At 61.6% G+C, this 25,686-nt stretch carries 25 protein-coding genes; 15 read left to right on the top strand and 10 right to left on the bottom strand.

What is annotated here, in order from left to right; all coding sequences use genetic code 11:
• The first annotated feature begins 200 nt into the window (after positions 1-200).
• Entirely contained in the window at positions 201-1,388 is a 1,188-nt protein-coding gene (nhaA, locus tag AB4N80_RS27950) for a Na+/H+ antiporter NhaA (protein ID WP_460079949.1), read from the top strand.
• A gap of 858 nt (positions 1,389-2,246) precedes the next feature.
• On the opposite strand, the gene AB4N80_RS27955 is transcribed toward nhaA, so the two are convergent.
• Entirely contained in the window at positions 2,247-2,711 is a 465-nt protein-coding gene (locus tag AB4N80_RS27955) for an outer membrane lipoprotein (protein WP_003184697.1), read from the bottom strand.
• Positions 2,712-2,882: 171 nt separating this feature from the next.
• Between AB4N80_RS27955 and AB4N80_RS27960 the strand changes: the two genes are divergently transcribed.
• The gene (locus tag AB4N80_RS27960) at positions 2,883-3,164 is read left to right on the top strand and encodes a hypothetical protein (RefSeq protein ID WP_122565375.1); all 282 of its coding nucleotides are present in this window, start codon (positions 2,883-2,885) and stop codon (positions 3,162-3,164) included.
• Here the strand turns inward: AB4N80_RS27960 and pdxH are convergent.
• The 4 genes from pdxH to dinG all read right to left on the bottom strand — a co-directional run bounded on the left by pdxH (position 3,112) and on the right by dinG (position 8,562).
• A complete protein-coding gene (pdxH, locus tag AB4N80_RS27965) occupies positions 3,112-3,759 on the bottom strand; it encodes a pyridoxamine 5'-phosphate oxidase (RefSeq protein ID WP_122565376.1) in 648 nt (215 codons plus the stop codon). The genes AB4N80_RS27960 and pdxH overlap by 53 nt on opposite strands.
• Positions 3,760-3,782: 23 nt before the next feature.
• A complete protein-coding gene (locus tag AB4N80_RS27970; protein ID WP_305482857.1) occupies positions 3,783-4,919 on the bottom strand; it encodes an OmpA family protein in 1,137 nt (378 codons plus the stop codon).
• 117 nt (positions 4,920-5,036) lie between these two features.
• Positions 5,037-6,182, bottom strand: coding sequence for a serine hydrolase domain-containing protein (locus tag AB4N80_RS27975; protein ID WP_460079953.1), 1,146 nt, complete (start codon positions 6,180-6,182; stop codon positions 5,037-5,039).
• A 235-nt stretch (positions 6,183-6,417) separates the two neighbouring features.
• Positions 6,418-8,562 carry an ATP-dependent DNA helicase DinG gene (dinG, locus tag AB4N80_RS27980; RefSeq protein ID WP_122565379.1) on the bottom strand — a complete coding sequence of 715 codons (2,145 nt, stop codon included), beginning with the start codon at positions 8,560-8,562 and terminating at the stop codon, positions 6,418-6,420.
• A gap of 99 nt (positions 8,563-8,661) precedes the next feature.
• Between dinG and AB4N80_RS27985 the strand changes: the two genes are divergently transcribed.
• Complete coding sequence (locus AB4N80_RS27985; RefSeq protein ID WP_122565380.1) at positions 8,662-9,126, top strand: DUF2269 family protein; 465 nt, start codon at positions 8,662-8,664, stop codon at positions 9,124-9,126.
• Positions 9,127-9,252: 126 nt separating this feature from the next.
• Here AB4N80_RS27985 and AB4N80_RS27990 read toward each other — a convergent pair whose 3' ends face one another.
• The 4 genes from AB4N80_RS27990 to AB4N80_RS28005 form a co-directional block, all read right to left on the bottom strand.
• Positions 9,253-10,011, bottom strand: a complete 759-nt coding sequence (locus AB4N80_RS27990; RefSeq protein WP_354339729.1) for a collagen-like protein — start codon at positions 10,009-10,011, stop codon at positions 9,253-9,255.
• Positions 10,004-10,276, bottom strand: a complete 273-nt coding sequence (locus AB4N80_RS27995; RefSeq protein ID WP_063322681.1) for a DUF1145 domain-containing protein — start codon at positions 10,274-10,276, stop codon at positions 10,004-10,006. The genes AB4N80_RS27990 and AB4N80_RS27995 overlap by 8 nt, the downstream gene beginning before the upstream one ends.
• Before the next feature lie 145 nt (positions 10,277-10,421).
• Positions 10,422-11,147: an OmpA family protein gene (locus tag AB4N80_RS28000; RefSeq protein ID WP_122565382.1), complete on the bottom strand. Its 726-nt coding sequence runs from the start codon at positions 11,145-11,147 to the stop codon at positions 10,422-10,424.
• Positions 11,148-11,237: 90 nt separating this feature from the next.
• Positions 11,238-11,933 carry an OmpA family protein gene (locus AB4N80_RS28005; protein ID WP_122565383.1) on the bottom strand — a complete coding sequence of 232 codons (696 nt, stop codon included), beginning with the start codon at positions 11,931-11,933 and terminating at the stop codon, positions 11,238-11,240.
• Between the two features lie 192 nt (positions 11,934-12,125).
• On the opposite strand from AB4N80_RS28005, the gene AB4N80_RS28010 reads away from it, so the two are divergent.
• The 4 genes from AB4N80_RS28010 to AB4N80_RS28025 all read left to right on the top strand — a co-directional run bounded on the left by AB4N80_RS28010 (position 12,126) and on the right by AB4N80_RS28025 (position 13,879).
• Positions 12,126-12,623, top strand: coding sequence for a DUF6231 family protein (locus AB4N80_RS28010; RefSeq protein WP_122565384.1), 498 nt, complete (start codon positions 12,126-12,128; stop codon positions 12,621-12,623).
• Positions 12,624-12,625: 2 nt separating this feature from the next.
• Positions 12,626-13,114: a YchJ family protein gene (locus AB4N80_RS28015; protein WP_205929590.1), complete on the top strand. Its 489-nt coding sequence runs from the start codon at positions 12,626-12,628 to the stop codon at positions 13,112-13,114.
• 70 nt (positions 13,115-13,184) lie between these two features.
• On the top strand, positions 13,185-13,670 hold the full coding sequence (locus AB4N80_RS28020; protein ID WP_122565385.1) for an LEA/WHy family protein: 486 nt from the start codon (positions 13,185-13,187) through the stop codon (positions 13,668-13,670).
• Between the two features lie 5 nt (positions 13,671-13,675).
• Entirely contained in the window at positions 13,676-13,879 is a 204-nt protein-coding gene (locus AB4N80_RS28025; RefSeq protein WP_003198420.1) for an SEC-C metal-binding domain-containing protein, read from the top strand.
• Between the two features lie 292 nt (positions 13,880-14,171).
• Here the strand turns inward: AB4N80_RS28025 and AB4N80_RS28030 are convergent, their stop codons facing one another.
• Positions 14,172-14,729, bottom strand: a complete 558-nt coding sequence (locus AB4N80_RS28030) for a cysteine hydrolase family protein (protein ID WP_122565386.1) — start codon at positions 14,727-14,729, stop codon at positions 14,172-14,174.
• 207 nt (positions 14,730-14,936) lie between these two features.
• Here AB4N80_RS28030 and AB4N80_RS28035 point away from each other — a divergent pair, with 207 nt between their 5' ends.
• The 8 genes from AB4N80_RS28035 to AB4N80_RS28070 all read left to right on the top strand — a co-directional run bounded on the left by AB4N80_RS28035 (position 14,937) and on the right by AB4N80_RS28070 (position 25,681).
• Positions 14,937-17,387 carry a penicillin acylase family protein gene (locus tag AB4N80_RS28035; RefSeq protein ID WP_460079961.1) on the top strand — a complete coding sequence of 817 codons (2,451 nt, stop codon included), beginning with the start codon at positions 14,937-14,939 and terminating at the stop codon, positions 17,385-17,387.
• Positions 17,388-17,640: 253 nt separating this feature from the next.
• Positions 17,641-18,672, top strand: coding sequence for a ligase-associated DNA damage response exonuclease (locus tag AB4N80_RS28040; RefSeq protein ID WP_122565388.1), 1,032 nt, complete (start codon positions 17,641-17,643; stop codon positions 18,670-18,672).
• Entirely contained in the window at positions 18,669-20,360 is a 1,692-nt protein-coding gene (locus tag AB4N80_RS28045; protein WP_122565389.1) for an ATP-dependent DNA ligase, read from the top strand. Before AB4N80_RS28040 ends, AB4N80_RS28045 begins: the two co-directional genes overlap by 4 nt.
• Before the next feature lie 432 nt (positions 20,361-20,792).
• Positions 20,793-21,941: an acyltransferase family protein gene (locus AB4N80_RS28050; RefSeq protein WP_460079965.1), complete on the top strand. Its 1,149-nt coding sequence runs from the start codon at positions 20,793-20,795 to the stop codon at positions 21,939-21,941.
• A gap of 318 nt (positions 21,942-22,259) precedes the next feature.
• Positions 22,260-23,042 carry a transporter substrate-binding domain-containing protein gene (locus AB4N80_RS28055; RefSeq protein WP_122565391.1) on the top strand — a complete coding sequence of 261 codons (783 nt, stop codon included), beginning with the start codon at positions 22,260-22,262 and terminating at the stop codon, positions 23,040-23,042.
• Between the two features lie 57 nt (positions 23,043-23,099).
• Complete coding sequence (locus AB4N80_RS28060) at positions 23,100-23,828, top strand: ABC transporter permease (protein ID WP_025212190.1); 729 nt, start codon at positions 23,100-23,102, stop codon at positions 23,826-23,828.
• On the top strand, positions 23,825-24,535 hold the full coding sequence (locus tag AB4N80_RS28065) for an ABC transporter permease (protein ID WP_122565392.1): 711 nt from the start codon (positions 23,825-23,827) through the stop codon (positions 24,533-24,535). Before AB4N80_RS28060 ends, AB4N80_RS28065 begins: the two co-directional genes overlap by 4 nt.
• A 27-nt stretch (positions 24,536-24,562) precedes the next feature.
• Positions 24,563-25,681: a succinylglutamate desuccinylase/aspartoacylase family protein gene (locus tag AB4N80_RS28070; protein WP_122565393.1), complete on the top strand. Its 1,119-nt coding sequence runs from the start codon at positions 24,563-24,565 to the stop codon at positions 25,679-25,681.
• Positions 25,682-25,686: the final 5 nt, after the last annotated feature.

Consider the following 25,686-nt stretch of genomic DNA (forward strand, 5'->3'; position numbering starts at 1 on the left):
GGAAAAACCAGACGCCAGCTTAGGAAAAAACCGACATCACGCACAGATACAGCTAAGGTCCAATATGGCCCGTAACTGCCGATTGCGTGGCGCAGGCCTTGTAACGTCATATAACAAAAAAGAATATAACTTTTGTTTTAACAACTAACAGTACGGGTTAGGGTGTGCCATCTTTTTGATTCTGATAATGGAGAGCTACCTTGCCAATTCGTAGCACTTTGACACGATTCCTTCAGTTGGAAGCCGCCGGTGGCCTGCTCTTGATCGCCGCTGCCGTGCTGGCCCTGATACTGAATAACTCACCACTGTCCTGGCTCTATACGGACTTCCTGGACACGCCCGTGGTGGCTCAGGTCGGGGCACTGAAGATTGCCAAGCCGGCGCTGCTGTGGATCAACGATGGTCTGATGGCGCTGTTCTTCCTGCTCATCGGCCTCGAAGTCAAACGCGAGATTCTTGATGGGCAGCTGTCGAATCCTTCGCAAATCGTCCTGCCGGGCGCGGCGGCGATTGGCGGCATGGTGGTACCGGCCCTGATCTATTGGTTCCTCAACCGCGACAATCCGGCCGCCCTCGCGGGCTGGGCGATTCCAACGGCCACCGACATCGCGTTCGCCCTCGGCGTGCTGGCCTTGCTCGGCAAGCGGGTGCCGGTATCGCTCAAACTGTTCCTGATGACCCTGGCGATCATCGACGACCTGGGCGCCATTATCATCATCGCCATCTTCTATTCCGGCGCCCTGTCGACCTTGTCGCTCATGCTGGCGGCCGCCTGCATTGCCGCGCTGGTGGCGATGAACCGGATGGGTGTGGTCAAGCTCGGCCCCTACATGGTCGTGGGCCTGATCCTCTGGGTCTGCGTGCTCAAGAGCGGTGTCCATGCCACGTTGGCCGGGGTGACCCTGGCGTTCTGCATCCCGCTGCGCACGAAAAACGCCGAGACTTCGCCGCTGCTCACCTTGGAACATGCCCTGCACCCCTGGGTGGCCTATGGCATCCTGCCGCTGTTCGCCTTCGCCAATGCCGGCCTGTCCCTGAGTGGCATCACTGTCGAGAGTTTCACCCATGACGTGCCGATGGGCATCGCCATTGGCCTGTTGCTGGGCAAGACTGTCGGCGTCTTCGGCCTGACCTGGCTGGCCGTGAAGATCGGCATCGCCAGCCTGCCCCTTGGCGCCAACTGGGGCCAGGTATTGGGGGTGGCGATCCTGTGCGGTATCGGGTTCACCATGAGCTTGTTTGTCGGGTCCCTGGCGTTCGAGCCTGGCGTAAGTGACTACGCGGGCATGGACCGGATGGGGATTCTTACTGGGTCGATCCTGGCGGCGTTGTTGGGTTATGCGGTGACGGCGGCGGCCAGTCGTAAGCAGCCTGCATTGCCTGGCTGATTCCTCGCTGCCAGGAGGGGTGTGCATATCCGTTGCTGCGGTAACGGCTGCTTATGGTTCCGCTCTTACAGCGGCTCACTTTTGAGAAGCGCAAAAGTAAGCAAAACGCTTCTGCCCCACCACTTGGCACCTCGCCTAGGCTCGGTGTGCCCTCACTCCGGCATTGCTCCGTGGGCCCGCCGCGAAGGGCCATCCATGGCCCAGCGCGGCTATCCCGGCATCCATGCCGGGATGCCCACTGCGCAATGCCTGCGTTCGGCCAGCGTGGTTAATGGGGCGCCCGAGATCAAGAACAAAAGCGAGGCGGCCTGATAGCCGACCTGGTTCTGGGTGGGGTCGCGTTTCTCCTGTGGGAGCGAGCTTGCTCGCGATGAAGCCGGCAAATTCAACATCCATGCAACTGAACCACCGCCATCGCGAGCAAGCTCGCTCCCACACTCATTCCACAGGGGAAACACGGTCCCCCCAGAACCAGGTCGGCTATCAGGCCGCCTCGCGGTGGACGTTGATCTGGGGCGCCCCGTAAACCACGATGGCTGAACGAAGGTATTGCGCAGTGGGCAACCCGGCATGGATGCCGGGTTAGCCGCGCTGGGCCATGGATGGCCCTTCGCGGCGGCCCACGGAGCGATGCCTTCGTTCAGGCATGCCGAGCCTAGGCGAGGCACCGAGTGGTGGGGCAGAAGCGTTTTGCTTACTTTTGCGCTCTTCAAAAGTGAGCCGCCGTCAGGGCGGAACCCTAAGCAGCCGTTACCGAAGAAACGGATATGTACGCCGCCCTCTCCCCGAAACGAAGACACAAAAAACGGCGCCTTCCCGTTTCAGGAAAAAGCGCCGTTTTCTCTTAGCAATTCCAGCTTAGTGCGATACGCGACTCGTACCATCCACAGTGGAAATACGAACCCGCTCACCCACACGGAACACCTCGTTCTCCTGAACCTGCTGCACATAGGCACGCATACTGCCATCATCTTCACGAACGGTAATTTCCACACCCTGGGTACGGGTCAAACCTTCTTCGGTAGCGGAGCCAATCAAGCCACCCGCCACAGCACCGATCACAGCGGCGACGATGCTGCCACGGCCACCACCGATGGCACTGCCGCCGACACCACCGACCACAGCACCCGCCGCACCGCCGATAGGGGTCTTGGTGCCTTCGATCTTGACCGGACGCAGGGATTCGATAGTCCCCATGCGAATCGTCTGCACGCGACGCGCTTCGTCACGGGAGTAGGAGTCACCGGTCAGGCTCGACTGACAGCCAGTAAGCAACATCGCCATCGTGGAAAAGGAAGCAACCAGCAAAACAGACTTACGCATAGCATCAACTCCAAAAGACAGGGATTCATTAAACTCCGCAGCTTGACGCCTGTCACGGCCTCGCCGGGATAAAATTGTTTTCATTCAGGTGGGATACAGGCGCACCGGAAAAATTCACCAAACAGTAGCGCCAATTTACGAAACCTGCGTCATCAACCCAGGGATTTTTTCATGGATTATTTCATCATCGTCGTCACCACCGTGGCCGGCCTGTACTTCCACGGGTGGCTGTACGTGCGGATCAGACGCTGGATCGACCGCGACCTGGCGTTGTCGCTGGCGGGGCAGGATGAGCAGAAAAAGACCTACATGCTGCAACAATTGGCCCGCGCCCGGGAGCAAGGCATCAAGCGTCGGGACCTGCCGCAATGGCTGCAAACCGCTGCGGCAGGTTATCCCCCTAAGGCGCCAGGCGCTCGCGAACCCAGCCCGCCCCTTGCAGGCGGTAATTGAGGCGGTCATGCAGGCGACTGGGACGGCCTTGCCAGAACTCGATGCGCTCGGGCAGCAAACGATAACCACCCCAATGCTCAGGGCAGTGGGGTTGGCTGTCGCTGAAGCGTTGTTCGGTGGCCTTGAGCAAATCGTCCAGCTCCGCACGCCCTGAAATCACCCGGCTCTGGGGTGACGCCCAGGCGCCGAGGCGGCTGCCCAGCGGGCGAACCTGGTAATAGGCGTCTGACTCTTGCGCGGTGACCTTGACCACTTTGCCTTCGATGCGCACCTGGCGTTCCAGGGCCGGCCAGAAAAACGTCATGGCCGCGAACGGATTCGCGGTCAGTTGCTGGCCCTTGGCACTGTCGTAGTTGGTGAAGAACGTGAATCCCAGGGCATCCAGGCCCTTGAGCAGCAGGATCCGACAATGCGGGCGCCCTTCTGCGTCCACCGTCGCCAAGGTCATGGCGTTGGCCTCCACCGGGGCCTGCTCGGTTTTCACCGCGTCGGCAAACCATTGGTGGAACAGTGCAAACGGCTCGGCCGGGGCTTGCGCCTCGGTCAAGCCGTCGCGGGTGTAGTCGCGGCGCATATCAGCCAGCGGTTGGGTCATGGCGCGTTCCTTGTGTTAGCCCATCACTGCTTCGAGGTATCGGTGGCCGCGACTTTCTTGGTATCGGTGGCGGCTTTGGCCGGTTGGGGTTTCTTCGCTGGGGTAGCGGGCTTGGCCGGGGCCTTCTTTGCAGGCGCCTTGGTCGCGGCTTTTTTGGCCGGTGCTTTCTTGGCCGAGGCTTTGGTGGTCGAGGCCACTGCTTTTTTAGCCGCAGGCGCAGGCGCCGGGGCAACAGGCTTCGCATCCTGGGCTGCAACCATCGTCACTGGGGCCGGGGCCGGCATGTTGTATTTGCTCAGCAGCGCAACCATGGTGTTGGCCGGCGTGACCAGCAATTCCACACGACGGTTCAAGGCGCGGCCCTCAACGCTGTCGTTGGCCGCACGTGGCGCCACTGCGCCCATGCCGCGCAGCATCAGGCGATCGCGTTGCAGGCCGCTGAGGCGAAAAATCGCCGCCACGGACTGGGCACGCTCCTGGCTGAGCTTGAGGTTGGCCGGTGCAGCGCCCGAAGTATCGGCGTGGCCGAGGATCAGCACGGCAGTCTTCGGGTCGGTTTCAAGGATCTTCGCCACACGGGTGAACGGGCCGAGGGTCACAGGCAGCAGCATGGCCGGACGGTCCGGGTTGAAAGAGCCGTCCACGGGCGCGGTAACCACTAGCACGTTATCGCGGCGCTCGAGTTCGAGCTTGCTGTCCTTGATGGCGGTGCGCAGCTTCGGCTCGTAGTCGTCGAGCCAAGCTTGGGTGACTTTAGGATCGGGCATCGGCACCGCCTTGGCGGTTTCCTGATCCTTGCCACCGAACGGCCACCACCACTTGCCGTTGCTTTCGGCTTCGGCCTTGGCAACCGCTGCCGGCGCCTTGGCCTCAGGCTTGGCTTGCGCTTCTGCCTTTGCTTCGACTTTTCTGGCGGCGTCCGCGGCGGTTTCCTCGGAAGAGAACGGCCACCACCAGTGGCTGGCGCTCTCGGCCTTGGCTTGCGGGGCGACGGCAGCTGGTTTCAGGGGCGCCGCTGGCGCCGTTTCCTTGGCCGCGACCTTGTCGGAAGAACCGAACGGCCACCAGCCGCTGCTGCCCTCGGCATCATTTTGTGGGGTTTGTGCGCAACCGGTGATAGCGAAGCACAGCGCCAGAGCGAGAGTTTTATTCGATGACATTGGATATCCACAAAATGATCTAAATGAAAAAACAAGGCCATGTTTTGGCCGCATAAACAGACGCTTTGAAACTGAAAAGGACACGAGGTTCCTGTGTCCATGGCCTTCAATGGCGCTTTATAGACAAGTGGCAAACACCCGCGCAAGATTCTGCGCGCGCGGGTCCATCAAGACGTAAGGCCCGAGCGTGTTGGTCACGAAGCCGAACGCGACATCATGTTCGGGATCGGCAAACCCGATGGAGCCCCCGGCCCCCGGATGACCGAACGCCCGCGGGCCAAGGCCGTAGGTCGCGTTCGCTACATCCGGTTGGTCGAGCATGCAACCCAGGCCGAAACGGGTCTGGGTCAGCAATGTCTTATCCTCGCCAAAGCTGTGCTGGCGAGTCAGTTCGTCGAGCATTTCACCTTCCAGCAGGCTGCCGTCCAGCAGCCCCCCATAGAACCCGGCCAGGCTACGGGCATTGCCGTGGCCATTGGCCGCCGGTTGCTGCATGCGTCGCCATTCCGGTTTGTTGGTGCTGGTCATAATCGACGGTGGATTGGTAAAGGCCCGGGTGGTCATGGCCGTGGGCTCGCGCATCGTCACCTGCAGCAGGCGCTGGGCCGCCGCATCGCCAGCGTTGCCTTTGCCGCGGGCGATATGGGCCACGCGATGAAACTCCTCGTCGGCCAGACCGACGTGGAAATCCAAGCCCAACGGCTTGGCGATGCGAGCCACGATGGACTCCCCCGGGCCACGCCCATCGGCCCGGCGCAATAACTCACCCACCAGCCAGCCGTAAGTGATTGCGGCATAACCGTGGCCCTCGCCCGGTGTCCACCAAGGTGTTTCGGCAGCCAGGGCATCGACCATGGCTTGCCAGTCATAAAGCGCTTCGGGCGGCAGCAATTCATGTAGCGCTGGCAACCCAGCCTGGTGGCAGAGCAGTTGGCGCAGGGTGATGGATTGCTTGCCGGCCGCGGCAAACTCTGGCCAATAGCGGGCTACCGGAGCGTCCAGCTGCAACTTGCCTTCGGCCACCAGTTGCAGGGCCGTGACCGCGGTGAACGTTTTGGTGCAGGAAAACAGATTGGCGATGGTGTCGCTGTGCCAGGCTTCATGGCCATCCTTGTCGGCGGTACCGGCCCACAGGTCGATCACCGTGCGGCCGCCCACCTGGATGCACAACGCCGCGCCGCGCTCCTGGGGATCATCGAACAGCGCCGCGAACGCTTCACGCACCGCCTCGAACTGAAGTTCGTAATGGCCTTGAATTTGCACCCGTAACTCCCTTGAAACAAACACTTTTAAGGTGACTGGCATTGTTTCAGCCATTCAGGGTTTTGGGAACCGCCGCAAGACGGCTGGCTAAGCATGTCCCTGTGCAAGAGAAACCTGTGGGAGCAAGGCTTGCCCGCGATGAGGCCTGTGTGGTCTCTCTGAAACCAAGGTACCTTCATCGCGGGCAAGCCTTGCTCCCACAATTACATTTCTTCGCTACAAAATCGCAGCAGCCTCAGGAAATCTCCCGCCGAAACGGCGGCAATGCATTGAGGATCGCCTTGCCATAGCGCTGGGTCACCAACCTGCGGTCGAGCAAGGTGATGGTGCCGCGGTCCTCTTCGGTACGCAGCAAGCGGCCACACGCCTGGACCAGCTTCAGCGAAGCGTCCGGCACGGAGATTTCCATGAACGGGTTGCCACCGCGGGCTTCGATCCACTCGGCCAGCGCCGCCTCCACCGGGTCGTCGGGGACCGAGAAGGGGATCTTGGCGATTACCACGTGCTCGCAATAGGCGCCGGGCAAGTCCACGCCTTCGGCGAAGCTCGCCAGGCCGAACAGCACGCTGGAATCCCCACCATCGACCCGGGCCTTGTGCTTGTTCAGGGTTTCCTGCTTCGACAGGTTGCCCTGGATGAACACCTGCTTGCGCCAGTCACGATCGAGGCCATCGAACACGTCCTGCATCTGCTTGCGCGAGGAAAACAGCACCAGGGTACCCCGGGAGCCTTCCACCAATTCCGGCAGGTCGCGGATGATCGCCGCAGTGTGGGCAGGGGCATCCCGTGGGTCGGCCTTGAGGTCGGGCACCCGCAGCACACCGGCGTCAGCGTGATGGAAAGGGCTCGGGACCACTGCAGTCACGGCTTTCTTCGGAAGGCCGGCGCGCATGCGGAAGCGGTCGAACGTGCCCAGGGCGGTCAGCGTGGCGGACGTCACCAACGCGCCGTAGGCCACGTTCCACAGGTTGCGACGCAGCATTTCCGCCGCCAGGATCGGGCTGGCATTGACCTCGATGTCGAACAGCGAACCGCTTTCGGCCAGGGTCAGCCAGCGCGCCATCGGCGGGTTGTCTTCCGGGTCTTCGGCGGTGAAGGCCGTCCACAGCTCCCAGTTGCCCTGGGAGCGGGACAACAGGCTGCCGAACAGCGGGTACCACTCCTCGGCCTGGTTGCTGGCAATACCGATGTTGACCTCGCCATCCATGCCTTCCTTGAGCAGATCGGTCAGACGCGTGAACAGGTCGGTCAGGCGCGCGAAACCTTTCTTGAGCTCGATGCCCATTTCGCGCATGTGCTCGGGGATCACCCCTCCGACAAACCGGTGGCGTGGCCGCTCGCGCCCCTCGACGTCTTCGCCGGGCTTGAAATCGGCCACTTGCTCGCACGCGGTGAACATGAACTGCTGGTTCGTCTTGATTTCCCGCGCCAGCTCCGGCACTTGCTCGATGAACTTGCCCAGGTCACCCGGCAACGGATGCTGGGCCAGCAGTTTGGTGAGGTTCTTGGCGGTGGTTTCCAGCCAATCGGCGGTGGAACGCAGCCGGGTGTAATGGGCGAAATGGCCGATGGCCTTGTCTGGCAGGTGATGGCCTTCGTCGAACACGTAGATCGTGTCGCGCGGATCCGGCAGCACCGCACCGCCGCCCAGGGCCAGGTCGGCCAGGACCATGTCGTGGTTGGTGACGATGACGTCGACCTTGCCCATGCCTTCGCGGGCCTTGTAGAAGGCGCATTGGCCGAAGTTCGGGCAGTGGCGGTTGGTGCACTGGCTATGGTCGGTGGTCAGGCGGGACCAGTCGGCGTCTTCCAGGGCGGTGGACCAACTGTCGCGGTCGCCGTCCCATTTATTGCCGGCCAGCTTCTCGATCATGCTGGTGAACAGCTTCTGGCTGGCTTCATCCACCTCGATCTTGAAGCCTTCTTCTTCGAACAACTGGGCCGTGGCGGTCTGGGCATGGCCTTCCTGGAGCAACATGTCGAGCTTGGACAGGCACATGTAGCGCCCGCGGCCTTTGGCCAGTGCGAACGTGAAGCTCAACCCGCTGTTGCGCATCAGGTCGGGCAGGTCCTTGTAGACGATCTGCTCCTGCAGGGCGACGGTGGCCGTGGCGATCACCAGGCGCTTGCCGGCGGCCTTGGCGGTGGGAATCGCCGCCAGGCTGTAGGCCACGGTCTTGCCGGTACCGGTGCCGGCCTCCACCGCCACGACGGCAGGCTCGCCGCTGCGCCGACCTTCGTCGTCGGTGTCGATGTCACCCAGGACTTTTGCCACTTCGGCAATCATCAGGCGCTGGCCATATCGCGGCTTGAGGCTCTTGGCTTCGAGAAAACGCGAATAGGCGCCCTGGATCGTGGTTTTGAGTTCGGTGCTGATCATGAATGGTCGGGCGCTAAAAACGCTGGATAAATTTTCAGTGGTTCGGATCGGCGGCTATCATACCCCGCTAATGAATCCTGCGCAGAACGGAGTAACCCAATGACACCCTTTGCCCTTGTCTACACCCTGCATTTACTGGCGGCCCTGGTCTGGGTCGGCGGCATGTTCTTCGCCTGGATGATCCTGCGCCCCGCCGCAATGACGGCGCTTGAGGGCCCTGCCCGGCTCAAGCTATGGGTAGAAGTGTTTCAGCGTTTTTTTGTCTGGGTCTGGGTCGCGGTCGTACTTTTGCCGATCAGCGGCGTAGGCCTGATCCATCTGCGCTTCGCCGGTTTCGAAACCGCGCCGCGTTATGTGCAGGTGATGATGGGGTTGTATGTGGTGATGACGGCGCTGTTTATCCGCATCCAGAGCTTGCAACTGCCGGCGTTGCGTAACGCCGTGACGGCGCAGGACTGGCCGGCGGGGGCGGCAGTGCTAGGGAAGATCCGGCGGTTGGTGGGGATCAATCTGTTGATCGGGTTGCTGGTGGTGGCGATTGGCGCGGCGCGACCGATGTTCTGAAAATAGCGCACCGAACCCTGTGGGAGCGAGCTTGCTCGCGATGGCGGCACGTCAGGCAATACTTGATCGGCTGACACAACGCCATCGCGAGCAAGCTCGCTCCCACAGGTCGGGATTAGATTTTCTTCAGAACCGCTGCACCGTCACCGTCCCCGCCGCTCCGGCAGGCCCTGGCTGGCCATCAGCGCCAGGACGGCCGCTTTTGCCGCCATCCGCGGTATAGACCAGGCAGCCCTTGGCCTTGCCTCCCGCCCCGGGTTTGCCACCGTGCCCCGCCGCGCCACCGGCACCGCCGTCCACCGTCACCTTGATCTGCTCGGCCGGGTAAGCCAGGGGCAGTTCCAGGCGCACCTGCGCTCCAGCGGCTCCCGGCTGGCCATCGCTGCCATTGCTGCCGTCGGCCCCGCGACCGGCCGAACCCCAGGTGCAACCCGGCGCCTGGCCATTGGCACCGTCAAGGCCAACGTAACCCGGTGCACCGGTGCCGCCGCGAGCATCCACCGACAACAACGGCGCGTTCAACACCTTGAAACGCAGGTTGAGATCGCGTCCCGGCCGCGCGGCCTTGGTGTAGGTCCCCGGTGCGCCACGTGAAGTGATCTGGCTGCCCTCGGCCAATTCAGCCTGGGCCACTTTCATTTCCAGTACCTGCTGCGCCGGCACGATGGCGATCCGCGCCTCACGCCCCAGATGCAATTGGTCGATGGTCAGTTCAGTGACATTGGAAGGCACCAGCAGCGTGCCGTAATCGGCCACGTCCAGGCGTTCCAAGGTCAGGGTGCTGGTGGTGTTGGGCAGGCGCATCAACGAATGGCCTTCGACCTGGAGCACCTGGGCCGAAGCCCACGGACATACGAGTGCGGCAAGCAGACACAATTTACGCATGGGAAGCCTCTGGCGCGGTCGGGAGGGTTTGCAGGTGGAAGATGCCAAACAGCAGCACTCTGAGGCGATCACGTCCAGGCGCGGGGCGGCCACGGAAACTGGCCCTGAACAACAGCAGCTCCAGCAGATGGAGCACCAGCAAAAACGCGCCGGCGACATTGACCAGCAGATGCAGCGGATGGACGAACGGCACGACCAGATTGACCAGCACCACCAGCCAGAACAGCAGGGTCAACAAGCGCCCCAGCCCCCAAAACACCTTCATACGCCCCCCTGATCAAGCATTATTCTTTGCGCGCACAGTAACGGCTTGCGCGCCGGATAAGCCAGAGGGCCCGGCAAATTTAATCTAACCCGAGCCTCGGCCACCGGATCGCCCTCCCGACGACCCGGCAGCCCTGGGCCGCGCCTCAGCGCTGGATATGCAATTCAACCCGACGGTTCTGCGCCCGCCCTTCGTCGGTCTCATTGTCGGCCACCGGCTCGCTTTCGCCCTTGCCTTCGCTGGTGAGTTTGTCGGGGGCCAGGCCCTGGGTCAGCAAATACTCCACGACGCTGCTGGCCCGACGTTCGGACAGCCCCTGGTTATAGGCATCCGTGCCGACACTGTCGGTGTGGCCCACCACCCGGATACTGGCGACATTGGCATGGCTGAGCTTGCCCATCAGCCCATCGAGCTGGCTTCGAGCCTCTGCGGTGAGGTCGGATTTGTCGAAATCGAACAGCACCTTGCCCGCGTCGTTGAGGGTGATGACCTCGCTGGCCGGTGCTTGCGGTTCGACCGGCGGCGCACTGGCCGGGTATTGCGGCACTGGGCAACCGTGATGCTCGACCGGTGTATTGGCCGCAGTATCGGGACAACGGTCGCGGCGGTCGAACACGCCGTCGTCGTCTTCATCGCCATCCTGGGCGTAGCAGATCAAACCACCGCCCAGCAGCCCCAATGCGGCGCCACCGGCGGCCCAACCGCTGCTTTCAATGGCCCCCAACCCGCCGCCGACCAGGCCGCCGATCAGGCTACAGATTGGCCAGGTGCGTTGATTGAGGGGTGCGCTGCCGTCGCTGTGAGTGGCGCAACCGGACAACAGACTGCTCGCCAGCAGTACCGGTAAGGCGGACCTGATTAGAACGTTCATGGTGAAGGCTCCTGTGTTACCGGCCCATACCGGTCACACAGGAGTAAAGACCCGCATCCGCAACTCTACAAGCCGCGGATGACAGGGGTTTCAGCGGTTTATCCTGATTTCCGTGCGGCGGTTCATCGCACGGCCGTCAGCGGTCTTGTTATCGGCCACCGGCTGGCTCTCACCGGCACCGGACACCGAGACAAAACTGGCACGCGGCACGCCGTTCTGGACCAGGTATTGCACCACCGAATCGGCTCGCTTCTGCGACAGTTTTTTGTTGTAGGCATCGCTGCCGACGCTGTCAGTGTGGCCAGTGACACTCAGTTGCGCGGTGGACGTTTCCTGTTTCAGCCGGGTGGCGACCGTACTCAGCACATCTTTGTCGGCCGGGGTCAGCGTGGCTTTGTTGAACTCAAAGTGCACGTCGCGGATCACGATGGTTTCTTCCTTGACCACGACCGCTTCTTCGACCATCGGCACCGGGGCGGGTGGTGGGCAACCGTCGGCATCGACCTGCACGCCCTTCGGTGTGCCCGGGCACTTGTCGCGGCTGTCCGGCACGCCATCGCCATCCTCGTCGCCGTCGCCCTTGACCCAGCAATAAGCTGCCGCCATGCCGCCAACATACAGCGCGCCGCCGCCAGCCCAGGAAGTACTTTCTATGGCACCTAATCCCGCGCCGATCGCACCGCCGACGGCCGCACAGGTCGGCCAGTCGGTTTTCTGCAAACCTGCGCAACCAGTCAACACACTGGTTAGCAGAACCAGGGGTAACGCTGTCCGAACTATGCTCATCGGGTTTTCTCCTTGAGGGATCGGCTGGTCGCCGATTCAGGGGAGTAAAGACCCGACTTCGAATCTGCGCCAGCCTGGGTAATTGCGGGTTTTCGCCCCGTGTTTGCGACGTTTGCGCACATTCAGGGACAAACCGCTCTAGGCCATGCTGTCCGGGCAGGCTATCGTGGCGGTTCTGACTGAGGAACTTCGATGACCGTTGCCATTTCTTCACGTACGCCCCAGCAAGCCCTGGCCGCCGTGCTTGACCGTTATGCCCCAAAAACACTGCTGCTGATCGGTGCCAGCGGCTTTCCCGCACTCGAAGCATTCCAGCAGGCCCACCCCGACACCGAAGTGATCCATGCCGGCCCCGGCGCGTTGCCGGCGGACGTGGCGGCGCGACGTTTTGACCTGGCCCTGGCGCTCGATTGCCTGGAGCATTTGCCCAAGCGCGAGGGTCTGAACCTGTTGGGCGGCATCCGTAATCTCAACGCCAGCCGCATCGCCGTGCTGGCCGACCTCAACGCCTGCGGCTGGCAAGAGACGGACTTTTTTTCCCTGGCCCTGCAAGCCAGTGAGCGATTCCAGCGCGAAGACCAGGTGCTGACCCTGTTCACCTACGATCTGCTTGAATACAAACAGGTCCCCGACTGGCTCAACTCACGTTTTTGGGCCAACCCGGAAAACTTTGGAAAATATTGGTGGTAACCGTGAACACAAGCTCGCACTCACCCATTTGCCCCTGCGGCAGTGGCAACTCACTGGAGGCCTGCTGCGGCCACTACCATGACGGTCACCCGGCGCCCTGCGCCGAAGCCTTGATGCGCTCGCGCTATAGCGCCTATGTGCTGGGCCTGGTGGATTATCTGGTCGCCACCACCCTGCCCGCCCAGCAGCAAGGCCTCGATCGCCAGTCCATCAGCGAATGGAGCGCCAACAGCACATGGTTGGGACTGAACGTGGAAAGCAGCGAAGTGTTCGGCGGTCAACCGGAACACGCCTTCGTCACGTTCACCGCACGCTGGCACGACGGCCAGGGCGAGCATAGCCACCGTGAACAGTCTTCGTTCGTGCAGAACGACGGACGCTGGTACTTCATCGATCCGACCGTGCCGGTCAAGACAGGACGCAACGACAGCTGCCCGTGCGGCAGCGGGCACAAGTTCAAGAAGTGCTGCGCCGGTTACTTCAATCGCTGATTTTAGGAAACGTCCGACGCTCGTGCATCGGCCCATAGGGCTAGACTGGAGATAAACCAGAGGCACGGACATGACCCCTTCATCATTCTTGCTACGCATCACCTGCCTGCTGCTGTTCGTTGGGCTCGGCGGCTGTGCATCCTGGCGAGGTGAAGAAGCCCCGGAACCCCAGGTGCACCTGGTCAAGGTCGAGGTGGTGCGGGCCCGGCTGGTGGAACAGAAGTTCATGCTGCACTTTCGCGTCGACAACCCCGGCGACAGCGACCTCACTGTTCGTGGCCTGACTTACCGCATTCACCTGGGCGACCTGCTGCTGACCGAAGGTGAGCATGAACACTGGTTCACCGTGCGCCCCAAGCACAGCGCCTACTTCAAGGTGCCGGTGCGCACCAACCTGTGGCCACAGGTGCGGGAAGTGGTGAAGCTGCTGGAGAAACCCCGGGAACAGATCCCCTATCGTCTGGAAGGTGAGCTGGAAACCGGATTATTCATCGCCCACTACGTGCACCTTGAGCGCAATGGCGTGATAATCGCCGCCGATTTTATTGCGGAGTAACCCCGATGACCCAGCAACCCCACGTCCACGGCCCTGATTGCAACCATGATCACGACCATCATCACGACCATGACCACGGCCACGTCCACGGCCCGAACTGCGGCCACGCCCACCAGGAACCGGTGCGCAACGCCCTGAAGGATGTCGGCCGCAATGACCCTTGCCCGTGCGGCAACGGCAAGAAATTCAAGAAGTGCCACGGGGCTTGAGGGGCTGGGCGCAATACTTTTTCGCCTGTTAGACCGTCATCGCGAGCAAGCTCGCTCCCCACAGGGGTTCCCGGCGTTCGCCAAGCCTTGTCTCACCACTGACTCCTGTGGGAGCGGGCTTGCTCGCGAATGCGGTGGGCCAGTTGGCAGTGATTAACCTGACTCGCCCTCTTCGCGAGCAAGCTCGCTCCCACAGGGCAATTGCGGTGAGGCGATATCCAATGATCACCGCAGAATCCACTGTAGGAGCGAGCTTGCTCGCGATGAGGCCGGTACATTCACTGCTTATGTATCAGCCCGCCTGCAAAATCCGCTTCACACCAACCACCGTCGCATACTCCCCGTGCAAGTTGCCCAGGGACATGGCATGCACCTCGGCTGCCGAACGGGCGTTGCCGAAGTAATCGGTTTTGTCGAAGGTAAAGCAGGCGTCCTCGGCCACCCAGGTATCGAATCCCAGATTGCCAGCCGTACGCGCCGTGGACTCCACCGAGTTGTGCGTCGCCACGCCGACGATCACCAGTTGCCTGATACCGGCTTTGCGCAGGTCTTGCTCCAGGTGGGTGCCACTGAACGCATCCGGCACCTGTTTTTGCACCAACCATTCCCCGGCCATCGGCTCGAACCGTGGCTGGACCTCCACCCCCGACTGCCCCGGCCAGAACACCGAGTCCGGCGAGCGGGACAGGTGATGGACGTGAATCACCGGTCGCGCCGTGTGTCGCCAGAAAGCCAGCAGTTCCAGCATGCGCAGCTCTGCCTCGGGGTTGTTCCGAGGGCCGAGCCTGGGGTGAAGGATGCCTTTTTGTTGATCGATGAGGATCAGCGCTGCGTCGTTCTGTAGCTCCATGCCAGTCTTCTCTTGCTCGGTCTTTGAATGGTCCACACTTGAGCATCACCTCTTCCAACAGGCAAGCCTTCGCGCAAAAGCGATGACCCGGCCACGGGCTTTCATCGCCAAATCAACAAATAACCCTCCCCCCGCTTGCGCGGCCCCCGCCTGCTCACTAACGTAGCGCCTTTATTGGTGCCACCCCCCTCCCGCAGGAGCTTTGCCATGGCCTCGCCAGCCTCTATTTCCCTCATCCCCCGGCTCGGTGTTGCCGCCGCGGTAGCCAGTGTGCTCGGTTTGAGCGGATGCCAGACCTGGAATGCCCAGGACACGGTCCCGCCCACGTCCGGTGTGCAGCCGCTCAAGGGGCTGGCGCAGAACGTCTCCGTCCGCCGCAACGCCACGGGCATGCCGCTGATCGAAAGCAACAGCTTCCATGACGCCTTGTTCACCCTCGGCTACGTCCACGCCAGCGATCGCATCACCCAGATGGTGACCCTGCGCCTGCTGGCCCAGGGTCGATTGGCGGAAATGTCCGGCGCCGAGCGGCTGGACGTCGACCGCTACATGCGCGCCGTCAACCTGAAGAAAAACGCCGACGAGCTGTACAAGGCGTCTTCGCCGCGGCTCAAGCGCTTCTTCGAAGTCTATGCCCGGGGCGTCAACGCCTACCTGTTCCGTTACCGCGACAAGTTGCCGTCGGACCTGGCCGCCACCGGTTACAAACCCGAATACTGGAAACCGGAAGATTCGGCGCTGATGTTCTGCCTGCTGAATTTCAGCCAGTCGGCCAACCTGCCGGAAGAAATCGCCAACCTGGTGCTGGCCCAAACCGTCACCAACGATAAACTCGCCTGGCTGAGCCCGTCCTACCCGGACGAGCAACTGCCCGTGGCCGAGGCCGACAAACTCCAGGGCCTGCGCCTCAATGGCCAGATCCCGGGCCTGAACGAAATCAGCAAGGCCACCCATCAATTGATCGGGCTGAACTTGTTGGGTGCTGCGTCTTCAAGCAACTGGGCCATAACGCCGCAACGCAGCCGCAGCGGCAAGAGCTTGTTGGCCAGCGACAGTCACGGGCCGCTGGGCATGCCGGGGCTGTGGAGCCCGGTACAGATCCGTGCGCCCAAGTACCAGGCGGCCGGGGTTTCCGTGGCGGGCATCCCGATGATCCTGGCCGGGTTCAATGGCAAAGTGGCCTGGAGCATGACCAGCGTGCTGGGGGACAACCAGGACCTGTTCCTGGAAAAAATCCGCCGCCAGGGCAATGGCCTGTCCTACGAGGTCAACGGCAAATGGCAACCGGCGATCGTGCGCAACGAAACCTATTTCATCAAAGGCCAGCGGCCGATTCGCGAAGCGGTGTTCGAAACCCGCCACGGCCCGCTGCTCAACAGTGCCCAGGGCCCGGCCATGGCCAACGGCTTTGGCCTGGCCTTGCAGACGCCGAGCTTCAGCGACGACAAGACCCTGGACGCCTTCTTCGACCTGTCCCGGGCACAGACCGTCGAGAAAGCCTCCGATGCCAGCCGGGAAATCCGCGCCATGGCCGTGAACCTGGTCTTTGCCGACGCCAGCCATATCGGCTGGCAAGTCACCGGTCGCTACCCGAACCGCCGTGAAGGTGAAGGCTTGTTGCCGTCGCCGGGCTGGGACGGTCGCTACGATTGGGACGGTTACGCCGACCCGATGCTGCACCCCTACGATCAAGACCCGGCCCAGGGCTGGCTCGGCACGGCCAATCAACGGGTCATTCCCCATGGCTACGGCATGCAGCTGTCCAATTCCTGGGCTTCGCCGGAGCGTGGCGAACGCATGGCCGAACTGGCCGGCGCCGGCAAGCACGACACCCGCAGCCTGACCGCCATGCAATACGACCAGACCACGACGCTCGCGGCCAAGCTCAAGCAAGTCTTCGAAGCCCCGGGCATGACCCAGCCACTCAAACAGGCCATCGAAGCCCTGCCGGTGGCTGACCGGGCCAAGGCTCGCGAGGCCTATACCCGTTTGATGGCGTTCGATGGCCGGCTCAGCCCGACCTCCGCCGACGCGGCGATCTACGAGCTGTTCCTGCAGGAAAGCATGAAGCAGATTTTCCTCGACGAGCTGGGCCCGGACAGCAGCCCGGCATGGCAGGCGCTAGTCGCCAACGGCCAATTGTCCTACTCGGCCCAGGCCGATCATCTGCTGGGGCGGGAAGACAGCCCGTTCTGGGACGATGTGCGCACACCCCAGAAAGAAGACAAGGCCGTCATCCTGGCTCGCAGCCTGGCCGCCACCATCAGCGCCGGTGACAGCCAGTTGGGCGGTGACCACAAGGCCTGGCAATGGGGCCAATTGCATCGCAGCGCCTGGAAGAACAGCAACGGTCAGATCGTACGCGGCCCGCTGCCAGCCGGTGGCGACGCCACCACACTCAACACGGCGGCGTTCGCCTGGGGGCAGGATTTCACCACCACCCTGGCGCCGGCCATGCGCTTTATCGTCGACTTCGGCCAGCCCGAGCCGTTGATGATCCAGGACGGTGCTGGCCAGTCCGGCAACCCGGTCAGCCCACACTATGCCAATGGCATTGATCCGTGGATCAAGGGGCAGTACCAGAGCCTGCCGTTGCAATCGCAGAACTTTGATCGGGCCTATGGCAAGACACGATTGACCCTGGTGCCTGGCAAATAACTGCAGCCCAGGACTTTGTGGCGAGGGAGCTTGCTCCCTCGCCACGGGTGCTGGGTTGTCTGGACTGAAGTCATCGCGAGCAAGCTCGCTCCCACAGGGGGTCGTGTTGAATTCGGTATGGCGATTCAACACAAAGCCAATGTGGGAGCGAGCTTGCTCGCGATGGCGCCAGCCCATGCACCCCGAAAAACCCGATAGAACTTCTCCCCCCGCCGTCGCCTCTACCTGACAAGCCCATCGCTCCGGTGACTGCATGGATCTTGTCATTGCCCGCCCCGAAGGCTTGTACTGCCCACCCGGGGATTTCTACATCGACCCGTGGCGGGCGGTGGAACGCTCGGTCATCACCCACGCCCACGGCGACCATGCCCGCGGCGGCAACCACCATTACCTGGCAGCGGCACCCGGCGAAGGTATCTTGCGGTCACGCCTGGGCCAGGACATCAACCTGCAGACCCTGCCTTACGGCGAACGCCTGTCGCATCATGGCGTGACCTTGAGCTTTCACCCCGCCGGCCACGTGCTGGGCTCGGCCCAGGTACGGCTGGAATATCAAGGCGAGGTCTGGGTGGCGTCGGGGGATTACAAAGTCGAACCCGACGGCACCTGCACCCCGTTCGAGCCGGTGAAATGCCACACCTTCATCACGGAATCCACCTTCGGCCTGCCGATCTACCGCTGGCAGCCCCAGGCGCAGATTTTCGACGAGATCAACCAGTGGTGGCGCGGGAACATCGCCGCCGGCCGGGCCAGCGTGTTGTTCTGTTATTCCTTCGGCAAGGCCCAGCGGATTCTTCACGGCATTGATGAAAGCCTCGGCCCGATCCTGGCCCATGGGGCGGTGGAACCGCTGAACCGGGTCTACCGCGAGGCCGGGGTTTATCTGCCGCCAACGATTTATGCCGGTGATATCAAGAAGAACGACCCGATCATGGGCCAGGCGCTGATCATCGCCCCGCCCTCTGCCGGGGGCAGCAGTTGGATGCGCCGTTTCGGCGACTACAGCGATGCCTTCGCCAGCGGCTGGATGCGCCTGCGTGGTACACGTCGGCGGCGCGGCGTCGACCGGGGTTTCGTGCTGTCCGACCACGCCGACTGGCCAGGCCTGCTCTGGGCCATCGAGCAGACCGGCGCCGAACGGGTCATGGTCACCCACGGGTCAGTTGCCGTGCTGGTGCGCCACTTGTGCGAGCAAGGCCTCAATGCCCAGGGATTCACCACCGAATACGGCGACGACGAAGAAGACCTCGCCACGGCCATCGACAGCGGTGAGGAGGAGCCATGAAAGCCTTCGCCGAGTTGTACGCCAAACTGGACGCCACCACTTCCAGCAATGCCAAGCTCACCGCCATGCAGGACTATTTCACCAAGGCCCCGCCCCAGGACGCGGCGTGGGCCGTGTATTTCCTCTCCGGCGGGCGTCCGCGGCAGCTGGTGCCGGTAAAAATCCTGCGGGAGCTGGCGGTCCAGGTATCCGGGTTATCGCTATGGCTGTTTGAGGAAAGTTATCAGGCCGTGGGCGACCTGGCCGAAACCATTTCGCTGGTATTGCCCGAATCGCCCCACAGCTCCGATGAAGGCCTGGCGCTGTGGATCGAAGAGAAACTGCTGCCATTGCGCGGAGAGTCGCCCGACGTCCTGGCTGAACGGCTTCCAGCGCTGTGGGCGCAGTTGGACCGGCCGAGCCTGATGCTGTGCATCAAACTCATCACTGGCAGCTTCCGGGTTGGGGTGTCCAAGCTATTGGTAACCCGGGCCCTGGCGACCATGGCCGGGCTGGACAGCAAACGGGTGGCCCAGCGGCTGGTGGGCTATACCGATCTGTCCCATCGCCCCACGGCCGCCAGTTACCTCAAGCTGATCGCCGCCGAGTCCGACGATGAACATGCCCAGCGCGGCGGCCAGCCTTATCCGTTTTTCCTGGCCCATGCGTTGTCCGCGCCAGTGGAGCAATTCGACACCCTACTGGGGCCGGCCAGCGACTGGCAGGTGGAGTGGAAATGGGACGGCATCCGGTCCCAGGTGATCAAGCGCGACGGCCATTTGTGGGTCTGGTCGCGAGGCGAGGACTTGGTCACTGAGCGATTTCCGGAATTGCATTCACTGGCCCAGGCGTTGCCTGACGGCACGGTGATCGACGGTGAAATCGTGGTCTGGAAAGCCCCCCAGTCGGTCACCGAGGACGCCTTCGACCCGGACGCGCCGTTGCAACCAGCGGTGCAACCCTTCGCCCTGTTGCAGCAGCGCATCGGTCGCAAGACCCTGAGCAAGAAAATCCTCGACGACGCCCCCGTGGTGGTGATGGCCTACGACCTGTTGGAATGGCAAGGCGAGGACTGGCGCAGCCGCCCCCAGGCCGAGCGCCGCGAGCAACTGGAAGCGCTGATCGCCCGTATTCACAGCCCGGTGCTGTTGCCCTCGCCGACGGTCACCGGCCAGGACTGGCTCGACCTCGCCCGGCAGCGCGACGCCTCTCGCAGCCTCGGCGTCGAGGGCATGATGCTCAAGGCCCGCAACGCGCTGTATGGCGTAGGCCGCACCAAGGACATGGGCGTGTGGTGGAAATGGAAGATCGACCCGTTCAGCGTCGACGCGGTACTGATCTACGCCCAGCGTGGCCACGGCCGACGCGCCAGCCTATACAGCGACTACACCTTCGCCGTATGGGACAACCCGCCGGGCAGCCGCGAGCGCACCCTGGTGCCATTCGCCAAAGCCTATTCAGGGCTGACCGATGCAGAGATGCGCCAGGTCGACAGCATCGTGCGCAAGACCACCGTGGAAAAGTTCGGCCCGGTGAGCAGCGTCACCCCCACACTGGTGTTCGAACTGGGCTTCGAAGGCATCGCCCTGTCTAAACGCCACAAGAGTGGTATCGCGGTGCGGTTTCCACGAATGTTGCGCTGGCGCCAGGACAAGAGCAGCGAAGAGGCCGACACATTGGCGACGCTTCAAGATTTGTTGAAATGCTAGCCGCCCGCTCTGCCACATTCGTTTGACACAGTAGTCGCTATGTAACATGCCTGATAAAAATAGTGCGAATCGACGATGAACCGCATTTAAATATATGTGCTTTGGTGCGGGGTGATGTGATTCTAAAAAAACTATGGATGTCCCGCAGGTTAGCAGCTTTTCTGACGCCGTAATTGCGTCACGAGTCTATTTATCACGACCAGAAAAAACCGACTTGCTCTTTTAAAGAGCACTGCTAACGTGACATCAGATCAGTGAATTTATTTAAGTGTCTCCCATCCAGCGCCTGCGCCAGGCCCTTTTATGCAACAGTCATTCGGGGAGCGAGCGGCAGCTTCCCCACGGTGAGGCCGGGCGAGACCATCCCCTGACGGTAGGGTGATCGCAGTGAAACCGAGACGTGCCCCCACACTAGCAAGGGAGCCTGAAAAAATGCGCGTAGAGAAGCGGTTTCACTCATTGGACAGTTTCAGGGGGTTGATGGCGATTTCAGTAATGCTCTACCACTTGCGCGTCAGCGGAAGTTTTACCGAATGGTTGTTATTTCGCCATGCCGAAATATTCGTATCTTTCTTTTTTGTATTGAGTGGCTTTGTATTGATGCATGCCTATGGCAGCTCCGCACAGTTTATTTTTCGCAAATTCTTCATAACACGGACCTTCCGTTTGCTGCCCCTGCACCTCTTTATGCTGGCTATTTTTATATTGTTAGAGTGCGGCAGGTATATGGCTGCCCAAAAAGGCATGGACTTCAACAATGAGCCATTTTCAGGAAAGTTCGCCCCTTCTGAAATTCTGCCAAATGCACTGCTGTTGCAATCCTGGACGCATTTGACTAATCCCCTGTCGTTCAACTATCCGTCTTGGAGCATCAGTATCGAGTATTACACCTACATGATCTTCGCCCTTATCCTGGGCATCGCTTTCGGCATCCGGACATGGGCGTGGGCAACGATGGTACTCGTGGCCCTGGCGCTGATGTATGCAGGCAATACCTTCTTCACCATCGAATCGCTCCGGGGCCTCGCTTACTTTTTCACCGGTTGCCTGGCGTACACCGTGTATGTGAAGCTCCCCCGCCCCAACCAGACCCAGACCTGGTTGCTGACAACGCTTGAAGTGCTGGCGCTGGCAGCGGCGCTGGTTTTCGTGGTCAACGATTTTGCAGCCAAGCAGCTGTTGGCCAGCCCCGTGTTCGGTGTCATCGTTGTGATATTCGCCTTTGATGGCGGGTCCGTGTCGCGGTTGTTGGCGCGACGTGGCTTCGGTTTTCTCGGCAAGTTGTCTTATTCCATCTACCTGACCCACGCGGCCGTTCTGTTTTGCGTAGTGTCAGCGTTTATGGTGGCGAGAAAAATCCTTGGCGTTGACATTGCACCGATGATCGACGGGACTCGTTACCTGGACCTCGGTAACGTACCGCTCAATAACCTCATCGCTTTGCTGGTAGTGGGATTGGTCGTTCTGGTGTCGATGTTCACCTACCGGTATGTCGAAATGACCGGGCAATCCCTTGGCCGAGCGCTTGCCAACAACACCGCACACAGCAGTCCCGCATTGAGATCCGATACTGAGATTTGAAAAAACGGGACGAAAACCGTTAGGCCGCCCTGGCTTTCCCATCAAAGGCCGGCCCCTGCGCAGCTAATCGCTACCCAGCAGCGGCAGGCACTCTGCGAGCGACAGAAACGCAGAGTCCGCGCCATCCTGGTGCAACTTTTGATGTACGCTCATCTCCGCGCACCATTGCGTTCCGTCTCCCGCCGCCCGTGCTTTTAAAACACTTGTTCGGCACTATGGTTCGGAAATTGCTACCTTTATGCCGTCATACCGTTCAGACCTTCACCGGTAACAATCTTACGCGCCACAAGCGCTCAAATTGGTTTTAGGGACTCAATAATGAAAAAAGCACTGCTGACCCTTTCTGCACTGGCGTTGTGCATGGCCGCTGGCGTCGCCACAGCCAAGGAATACAAGGAACTGCGTTTTGGTGTCGACCCTTCCTACGCCCCGTTCGAGTCCAAGGCCGCTGACGGCAGCCTGGTCGGTTTCGACATCGACCTGGGCAATGCGATCTGCGCAGAGCTGAAGGTCAAATGCAAATGGGTCGAAAGCGATTTCGACGGCATGATCCCGGGCCTCAAGGCCAAAAAATTCGACGGCGTGATCTCCTCCATGACCGTGACCCCGGCGCGGGAAAAAGTCATCGACTTCTCCAACGAGCTGTTCTCCGGCCCAACGGCCTATGTCTTCAAGAAGGGCTCGGGCCTGAGCGAAGACGTTGCCTCGCTCAAAGGCAAGACCGTCGGCTATGAGCAGGGCACCATCCAGGAAGCCTACGCCAAGGCCGTGCTGGACAAGGCTGGCGTCAAGACCCAGGCCTATCAGAACCAGGACCAGGTCTACGCCGACCTGACCTCCGGCCGCCTCGACGCGGCGATCCAGGACATGCTCCAGGCTGAGCTGGGCTTCCTGAAATCGCCAAAGGGCGAAGGCTATGAAGTCAGCAAGCCGGTGGACAGCGAACTGCTGCCATCCAAGACCGCCATTGGTATCAATAAAGGTAACAAAGAGCTGAAGGCGCTTTTGGATAAAGGTATCAAAGCGTTACACGACGACGGCACGTACGCCGAGATCCAGAAAAAACACTTTGGCGATCTGAATCTGTACAGCGGCAAATAATGCGCGGCGCCCATCCGGTCTCGGGTGGGCGCTTTTTTTCTGCCAAAGGCCTCCTCCATGTTCGAACAACTCCTACAAAATCTGGGGCTCTCCGCCTTCAGCCTGCAGGGCTTCGGCCCGCTGCTGATGCAAGGCACCTGGATGACCATCAAGCTGTCGGCCCTGTCCTTATTGTTGAGCGTCTTGCTCGGCCTGCTGGGCGCCAGTGCCAAGCTGTCCAGCGTCAAACTGCTGCGAATCCCTGCCCAGCTCTACACTACGCTGATCCGCGGCGTACCCGACCTGGTGCTGATGCTGTTGATCTTCTACAGCCTGCAAACCTGGCTGACTTCGTTTACCGACTTCATGGAATGGGAATACATCGAGATCGACCCATTCGGCGCCGGGGTGATCACCCTGGGCTTCATCTATGGCGCGTATTTCACCGAAACCTTTCGCGGCGCGATCCTCGCGGTCCCCCGGGGCCAGGTCGAAGCCGCCACGGCCTATGGCCTCAAGCGTGGCCAGCGGTTTCGCTTCGTGGTGTTTCCACAAATGATGCGCTTTGCCCTGCCGGGTATCGGCAACAACTGGATGGTGATGCTCAAGGCCACCGCGCTGGTGTCGATCATCGGCCTGGCTGACCTGGTCAAGGCGGCCCAGGATGCGGGCAAGAGCACCTACCAACTGTTCTACTTCCTGGTGCTGGCGGCATTGATCTATCTGCTGATCACCAGCGCGTCCAATTTCATCCTGCGCTGGCTTGAACGCCGCTACGCCGCCGGAGCCCGGGAGGCGGTGCGATGATCGAACTTCTGCAGGAATATTGGCGGCCGTTCCTTTACAGCGACGGCGTCAACATCACCGGCCTGGCCATGACCCTGTGGCTGCTCAGCGCCTCGCTGCTGATCGGCTTCGTGGTGTCGATCCCGCTGTCCATCGCCCGGGTTTCACCCAGGTTCTACGTACGCTGGCCCGTGCAGTTCTACACCTACCTGTTCCGGGGCACGCCGCTCTATATCCAACTGCTGATCTGCTACACCGGCATCTACAGCATCGAGGCGGTACGCGCCCAACCCATGCTCGACAGTTTCTTTCGCGACGCGATGAACTGCACGATCCTGGCCTTTGCCTTGAACACCTGCGCCTACACCACGGAAATTTTCGCCGGGGCGATTCGCAACATGAACCATGGCGAAGTGGAAGCGGCCAAGGCCTACGGCCTGACCGGCTGGAAACTGTACGCCTACGTGATCATGCCCTCGGCGCTGCGGCGCTCGCTGCCGTACTACAGCAATGAAGTCATCTTGATGCTGCACTCGACGACCGTGGCGTTCACCGCTACCGTTCCAGACGTGCTGAAAGTCGCCCGGGATGCCAACTCGGCGACGTTCATGACGTTCCAGTCGTTCGGGATCGCCGCGTTGATCTACCTGACCGTCACCTTTGCGCTGGTGGGCCTCTTCCGCCTCGCCGAACGCCGATGGCTGGCCTTCCTCGGGCCGACCCACTAGGGCTTTTGTTCCAGGACACACACGCACATGCGCCACCAGATCCATGACCTGCTGGCCCCGGTACCGGGGACCGCACGCAAGATCCACAGCTTCCACTTCGGCCCGGAAAAAGCCGTCGGCAAAATCTATATCCAGTCGTCCCTGCACGCCGATGAACTGCCGGGCATGCTGGTCGCCTGGCACCTCAAGCAACGCCTGGCCGAACTCGAGGCGTCGGGCCACCTGCGCCACGAGATCGTGCTGGTACCGGTCGCCAACCCCATCGGCCTCGAACAAGTGCTGATGGACGTGCCTTTGGGTCGCTACGAAACCGAGAGCGGGCAGAACTTCAACCGCCGCTTCGTCGACCTGAGCGAAGAGATCGGCAACGAAATCGAGGAGCTGCTCACCGACGATCCGCAGCACAACCTGATGCTGATCCGCACCAGCCTGCGCGATGCCCTCGCCCGGCAGACCCCAGGCACCCAACTGCAATCCCTGCGCCTGGCCCTGCAACGGCTGGCCTGCGACGCCGACATGGTGCTGGACCTGCATTGCGACTTCGAAGCCGTGGCCCACCTCTACACCACACCCGAAGCCTGGCCCCAGGTCGAGCCGCTGGCCCGCTACATCGGTGCCGAAGCCAGCCTGCTGGCGACCGATTCGGGCGGCCAGTCGTTCGACGAATGCTTCACCCTGCTCTGGTGGCAACTCAAGGAACGCTTCGGCGAACGCTTCGAAATTCCCCTGGGCAGTTTTTCGGTGACCGTGGAATTGCGTGGCCAGGGTGACGTCAACCACGGGCTGGCGAGCCTCGACTGCCAGGCCTTGATCGAATACCTGATCCGCTTCGGCGCCATCGACGGCGAACCGATGCCCATGCCCGAACTGCCCTACCCGGCCACGCCGCTGGCCGCGGTCGAGCCGGTGGCGACGCCCGTGGGCGGGTTGCTGGTCTACAGCGCCCTGCCCGGCGAATACCTGGAGGCGGGGCAACTGATCGCGGAAATCATCGACCCGGTCAACGACACCGTCACCCCCGTTCATTGCCGTAACGCCGGGCTGCTGTACGCCCGTTCGCTGCGTCGCATGGCCACGGCCGGCATGGTGATCGCCCATGTCGCCGGCACCGAGGCCTACCGCAGCGGCTACCTACTTTCGCCTTGAGGATG

The sequence above is a fragment of the Pseudomonas sp. H3_A02 genome, assembly GCF_054671965.1.

Bases quoted from the DNA above. Each gene is read 5' to 3' on its own strand.
- AB4N80_RS27955 (WP_003184697.1), bottom strand. From the start codon at position 2,711: ATGCGTAAGTCTGTTTTGCTGGTTGCTTCCTTTTCCACGATGGCGATG.
- AB4N80_RS27960 (WP_122565375.1), top strand. From the start codon at position 2,883: ATGGATTATTTCATCATCGTCGTCACCACCGTGGCCGGCCTGTACTTC.
- pdxH (WP_122565376.1), bottom strand. From the start codon at position 3,759: ATGACCCAACCGCTGGCTGATATGCGCCGCGACTACACCCGCGACGGC.
- AB4N80_RS27970 (WP_305482857.1), bottom strand. From the start codon at position 4,919: ATGTCATCGAATAAAACTCTCGCTCTGGCGCTGTGCTTCGCTATCACC.
- dinG (WP_122565379.1), bottom strand. From the start codon at position 8,562: ATGATCAGCACCGAACTCAAAACCACGATCCAGGGCGCCTATTCGCGT.
- AB4N80_RS27985 (WP_122565380.1), top strand. From the start codon at position 8,662: ATGACACCCTTTGCCCTTGTCTACACCCTGCATTTACTGGCGGCCCTG.
- AB4N80_RS27990 (WP_354339729.1), bottom strand. From the start codon at position 10,011: ATGCGTAAATTGTGTCTGCTTGCCGCACTCGTATGTCCGTGGGCTTCG.
- AB4N80_RS27995 (WP_063322681.1), bottom strand. From the start codon at position 10,276: ATGAAGGTGTTTTGGGGGCTGGGGCGCTTGTTGACCCTGCTGTTCTGG.
- AB4N80_RS28000 (WP_122565382.1), bottom strand. From the start codon at position 11,147: ATGAACGTTCTAATCAGGTCCGCCTTACCGGTACTGCTGGCGAGCAGT.
- AB4N80_RS28005 (WP_122565383.1), bottom strand. From the start codon at position 11,933: ATGAGCATAGTTCGGACAGCGTTACCCCTGGTTCTGCTAACCAGTGTG.
- AB4N80_RS28010 (WP_122565384.1), top strand. From the start codon at position 12,126: ATGACCGTTGCCATTTCTTCACGTACGCCCCAGCAAGCCCTGGCCGCC.
- AB4N80_RS28020 (WP_122565385.1), top strand. From the start codon at position 13,185: ATGACCCCTTCATCATTCTTGCTACGCATCACCTGCCTGCTGCTGTTC.
- AB4N80_RS28025 (WP_003198420.1), top strand. From the start codon at position 13,676: ATGACCCAGCAACCCCACGTCCACGGCCCTGATTGCAACCATGATCAC.
- AB4N80_RS28030 (WP_122565386.1), bottom strand. From the start codon at position 14,729: ATGGAGCTACAGAACGACGCAGCGCTGATCCTCATCGATCAACAAAAA.
- AB4N80_RS28035 (WP_460079961.1), top strand. From the start codon at position 14,937: ATGGCCTCGCCAGCCTCTATTTCCCTCATCCCCCGGCTCGGTGTTGCC.
- AB4N80_RS28040 (WP_122565388.1), top strand. From the start codon at position 17,641: ATGGATCTTGTCATTGCCCGCCCCGAAGGCTTGTACTGCCCACCCGGG.
- AB4N80_RS28045 (WP_122565389.1), top strand. From the start codon at position 18,669: ATGAAAGCCTTCGCCGAGTTGTACGCCAAACTGGACGCCACCACTTCC.
- AB4N80_RS28050 (WP_460079965.1), top strand. From the start codon at position 20,793: ATGCGCGTAGAGAAGCGGTTTCACTCATTGGACAGTTTCAGGGGGTTG.
- AB4N80_RS28055 (WP_122565391.1), top strand. From the start codon at position 22,260: ATGAAAAAAGCACTGCTGACCCTTTCTGCACTGGCGTTGTGCATGGCC.
- AB4N80_RS28060 (WP_025212190.1), top strand. From the start codon at position 23,100: ATGTTCGAACAACTCCTACAAAATCTGGGGCTCTCCGCCTTCAGCCTG.
- AB4N80_RS28065 (WP_122565392.1), top strand. From the start codon at position 23,825: ATGATCGAACTTCTGCAGGAATATTGGCGGCCGTTCCTTTACAGCGAC.
- AB4N80_RS28070 (WP_122565393.1), top strand. From the start codon at position 24,563: ATGCGCCACCAGATCCATGACCTGCTGGCCCCGGTACCGGGGACCGCA.